Origin of the sequence: Sphingopyxis sp. (genome assembly GCF_035250425.1) — a bacterium.
In the GTDB taxonomy this organism is placed as follows: domain Bacteria; phylum Pseudomonadota; class Alphaproteobacteria; order Sphingomonadales; family Sphingomonadaceae; genus Sphingopyxis.
Genome location: NZ_DATFFD010000251.1, coordinates 1 through 4,424 on the forward strand (window position 1 = coordinate 1; position 4,424 = coordinate 4,424).

The 4,424-nt window shown below is 66.4% G+C and carries 5 protein-coding genes; 1 reads left to right on the forward strand and 4 read right to left on the reverse strand.

Annotated features, from left to right (window positions below; translation table 11 throughout):
- Positions 1-648 (forward strand): sigma 54-interacting transcriptional regulator (locus VJ811_RS15290; RefSeq protein ID WP_324073883.1); only part of this gene is annotated, 648 nt, incomplete at its 5' end.
- 172 nt (positions 649-820) lie between these two features.
- On the opposite strand, the gene fliS is transcribed toward VJ811_RS15290, so the two are convergent.
- From fliS to fliR, 4 genes are all read right to left on the reverse strand, one after another.
- Complete coding sequence (gene fliS, locus VJ811_RS15295) at positions 821-1,210, reverse strand: flagellar export chaperone FliS (protein WP_058539400.1); 390 nt, start codon at positions 1,208-1,210, stop codon at positions 821-823.
- 25 nt (positions 1,211-1,235) lie between these two features.
- Positions 1,236-2,606, reverse strand: a complete 1,371-nt coding sequence (gene fliD / locus VJ811_RS15300; protein ID WP_324073886.1) for a flagellar filament capping protein FliD — start codon at positions 2,604-2,606, stop codon at positions 1,236-1,238.
- A gap of 45 nt (positions 2,607-2,651) precedes the next feature.
- Positions 2,652-3,791: a flagellar type III secretion system protein FlhB gene (locus VJ811_RS15305; protein WP_324073888.1), complete on the reverse strand. Its 1,140-nt coding sequence runs from the start codon at positions 3,789-3,791 to the stop codon at positions 2,652-2,654.
- A gap of 3 nt (positions 3,792-3,794) precedes the next feature.
- On the reverse strand, positions 3,795-4,424 hold a 630-nt coding region (gene fliR, locus VJ811_RS15310), incomplete at its 5' end, for a flagellar biosynthetic protein FliR (protein ID WP_324073890.1).

Sequence of the window (4,424 nt, forward strand, 5' to 3'; positions counted from 1 at the left end):
CGCGTCGGCAGCAGCGATGTGAAGGCCGTCGACGTCCGCGTCATCTCCGCGACGCACCAGGATCTCGGCGCTGCGATCGCCGATGGCAAATTCCGCGAAGACCTGTTCTTCCGGCTCGGCGTGGTTGTGCTCCAGGTCCCCGGCCTTGCCAACCGCGTGGAGGATATTCCGGCGTTGATCCGCCATTTCCAGCGCCAGATGCCCGCCGACGCCAAATGCCGCTTCGACGATTCGGCGATGACGCTGCTGATGCAGCATGCATGGCCGGGCAATGTCCGTGAACTACGCAATTTTGTCGAGCGCGCCAGCGTTCTTCATGGCGGCGAGACGCTCGGTCTCGATGACGTCGCCATACTTCTGAACCCCACCGCAGCGCTGGCACCGCGGCGGGCTGTCCCCAGCAGCCCCGCCCTGATGCCGGCCAGCGCGGAAGATGTGGCCTCGGCCACGCCGCACGCCAAGACGCCAGCGCCGGGCCGTCCGATCGACCTCAAGCGCGAGATCGAGACGATCGAACTCGAGCAGATCCACGTTGCGCTCGACCTCGCCGACGGCATCATTTCGGAAGCGGCGCGCCTGCTGACGCTGAAGCGCACGACGCTGATCGAAAAGATGCGCAAATACGGGGTTCACCAGCAGGCCGCCTGACCGGCCGCGACACAAGTTTCAGCACCCGCTGAAAAAGGGGGCTCTGGTCCGCTCCCGCACCACCCGGCCGCCCGTCCCCACCATGGGCGGCCGGGTAACCAGCGGGCCCATTTCAACGACGACGGCCCGCTTCTCATTCGAGGGGCGGGCCGTCGTAGCTTCTCAGGTTTGGTCAGCGAAGCTGGCGCCAGGCGGCACTGATCGTCAAAATCCCTTCGAGCAGTTCGGCAAGACCCTCGGCGCTATTCGCTGCCACGGCATCGTCGAGCTTGCGCCGCATGCTGCGATAGACGCGCGACAGCGCGGTGGCGACATCGCCGCCCTTGTCGCGGTCGAGCCCCGCATCGAGGCCGATCAGGATCGCGCGCGCGCGGTGCGCGGGCTCGGTGGCCGAGACGCGCTGCCCCTGCCGGATCATGGCGCCGAGCACGCCGACGGCGGTCTCCAACTCGTCATAGAGCATGGTGACCAGCTCGACGGGGTCGGCGGCCGCGGCGCGGCTCTCATGCTGCAACCGGCGATAAAGCCCGGTCGCCCGGACGGTCGAGGCAGTAGCGTTCACGGCGGTGGTCCCCAAGTCCTGGTTCTTAGTCGTTACCCTGGTTGGACCAGAGCTTGATTTGCTGTTCGAGATAGGTCTGCGTCGCCTTGAACGCCGCGAGCTTGGCTTCGAGCGTGCTATATTGCTTCTCGAGCCGCGCCTTATAAGCGCTCTCGCGGTCCTCGATTTTCTCGAGCTGATCGGCGAGATTTTCCTTTTTCGCGTCGAGCGATTTCGACACGCGATCGATCACGCCGTTGACGCCGACCGCCTTGTCGCGGATCGCGTCGAGCGCAAAGGCGATGCCGGGATCGCTCATCTCGGTGTGCGTCGCATCGCGGCGCGGGTTGAACAACGCCTCGACCGCGCCGGCGTCGCTGGCGAGCACCTTGTCGAGCTTGGCATTGTCGACGGTGAGCAACCCTTCCTTCGTCGTCGAAATACCGATGTCGGACAGCTTGTTGATGGTGCCATGGCTGGACAGCACCTTGTTGACCAATCCCTGCAACTCGCGTTCGAGCTCGCGCAGCGACGCGGTCGATCCCGACATGCTGGAAGCCGACGTCAGGCTCTTTTTCAACTGGTTATAGACCGAGACGAAATCGCCGACGGTCTGCTTGATCATGTCGAGCGGGCGGCTAGCGCCGATGTCGACGGGCTGCCCGGGCGCCGCCTTCTTGAGCGTCAGCGACATGCCCGGGACGACGTCGTCGATGATGTTGGTCGCGCGGCTGAAGGCGACGCCGTCGATCGTGAATTCGGCGTTGGCGGCGCTCTGACCTTCGGTCAACCCGCCCGCGGTCGCAAAGGCGGAGAGGCCGGGATCGGCGCCGGGATCGGCGGCCAGCGTAAAGGCGCCGACATCGCCCGTCGGACCTTTCAGGATCAGGCGGTGGCCGCCCTCATCGGCGATGATCGACGCGGTCACGCCGGCGCCGCTCGCGTTTATCGCATTGGCCAGCCCGTCGAGGCTGTTGTTCGCCGCATCGATGGTGATCGTCTTGGCGGCGCCGCCGACGGTCAGCGTCATCGTGCCCGCGCCGATCGCGGCGGTGCGATCGGCGACGACGCCCGAATAATTGGTCTGCGCGCGCGCGAGCTGCGTGACGACAACGGTCGCGGCGAAGCTGTCGGCGGAGAGGCCGGCGCGGCTGGTGGCGCCGAGCACGCTTTCATCGGAAACGGTCGGCGTGCTGCGCAAGGTGCCGTCGGCGACCATCTGGCCCAGCGAATCGGCGAAGCCGTCGAGATTCGATCGCGCCTGCGCCAGCGCGCTGATCCGCGTCTGGTTCGCCTGGGTGAGCGAGGCCATGCGCGCAATTTTCGGGTCGCGCGACGCATTCGACAGGTCGGTGACGAGCTGTTTGACGTCGAGGCCCGATCCGAAGCCGAGGCTGTTGGCGATTGAACTGACCATGGCAAAATATCCTTCGAACCCCTTAACGGCGGTCGCGACGCGATATTAAGCCTGACGTCGCCCTTCGGGATCGAAACGATGCGAGGACGGCACGTCGACCGCCGGAGGCGCCGTGCCTTCGGCGGCCGCGCGTTCGAGCTGGAACACGAAGGCGAGCACCGTTGCGACCGCGACGAATAATTCCTCGGGGATCACGCGGCCCGCGCGCGCGGTGAAATAGATCGCGCGCGTGAGCGCCGGATATTCGAGCAAAGGGACATTTGCATCGCGCGCAAGCTCGCGGATCGACAGCGCGACATCGCCGCGGCCGCGGGCGACGACGACGGGCGCTGCATCGACCCCCGGACGATAACGCAGCGCAACCGAGAAATGCGTCGGGTTGGTGAGGACCACCGTCGCGTCGGACACCGCCTTGCGCGCCGAACCGCTCAATATGTCGTGCGCACGCTGGCGCTGCGCCTGCTTGAGTTCGGGAGCGCCGTCGGACTGGCGCATTTCGTCTTTTACTTCCTGCTTGCTCATCATCAGCCGTTGGTTGCGCTGGAACCATTGCACCGGCACGTCGATCAGCGCGATGACGACCAGCCCACCGGCGAGCGTCAGCATCGCATGGCCGATTTCCTTTCCGGCCAATCCTATCGCGGCGATCAGGTCGGTCGACGCCATCGTCATGATCGCGGGCAGGCTGTTCAGGACGAGCCAGTAACCGATGGTGCCGAGCAGCAGCACTTTCGCCAATGCCTTGCCGAGTTCGGTGACGCCTTGCATGCCGAACATGCGTTTTAGCCCGGTCATCGGGTTCATTCTATTGCCCTTGAAGTGCAGCGCCTTGCCGCGCCAGCCGATCGATCCGAGCAATGCGGGGCCGGCGATCGCGGCGCCGAGCGCGAGCGCGAACAGGCTCGCGAGCGGCAGCAGGATTTCGGCGCCGTTGCGCATCAGCGCCTCGGCGGGTGCGAAATCGGCGACGTCGGCGGCGGTCAGGGTCAGGCCGCGGCGGACGAGGTCGCCCGCCGACTGGACGAACCAGCCGCCCGCGGCGACCATCCAGCCCGCGGCGGCGAGCATCATCAGCGCGGTGGCGAGTTCGCGCGACATCAGCACATCGCCTTCGCGTGCCGAGTCCGTCAGCTTCTTCGCCGTCGGCTGTTCGGTTTTCTGGTCCTTCTCGGTCGTGCCCGCCATCGCCTAGATCCCCGCGACCATGCGCGCGGCGTCGAGCGCGTCGGACAGGATGCGTGCGATCGCCTCGGCCATCGCGGGGGTCGCGACGCCGAGCAGCACGATCCCGGCGAGCAAGGTCGCCGGAATACCGACCGCGAACAGGTTGAGCGCCGGCGCCGAGCGGCCGATGACGCCCATGATGATCTGGACGAGGATCAGCACGAAGCCGACCGGCATCGCGATGGTGAGCCCCGCCGCGAACATCAGGCTGCCGAAACGGATGATGCCGCCGATCGCGTCCCAGGACGGAAAGGCGTTGCCGGGGGGCAGCGCGCTGTAACTGTCGACGATGATGTCGATCAGCACGAGATGGCCGTCGGCGGCGAGGAACAGCGCGGTGGCCATCATCGACAGAAACTGGCCGATCGCCGAACTCGACGCGCCGCTCAAGGGATCGACCATCGATGCGAAGCCGAGCCCCATCGCGTTGCTGATCGCCTCGCCCGCGAGCAAGGCGGCGGCAAGCCCCATCTGGAGCACGAAGCCCATCGCGAGGCCGATCACGACCTCGCCAATGATGAGGAAAAAGCCGGGAACCGACACGATCCCTTCGGGCGGCAGCGCCATGCCCGACGCCGCGACCGCGGGCACCCC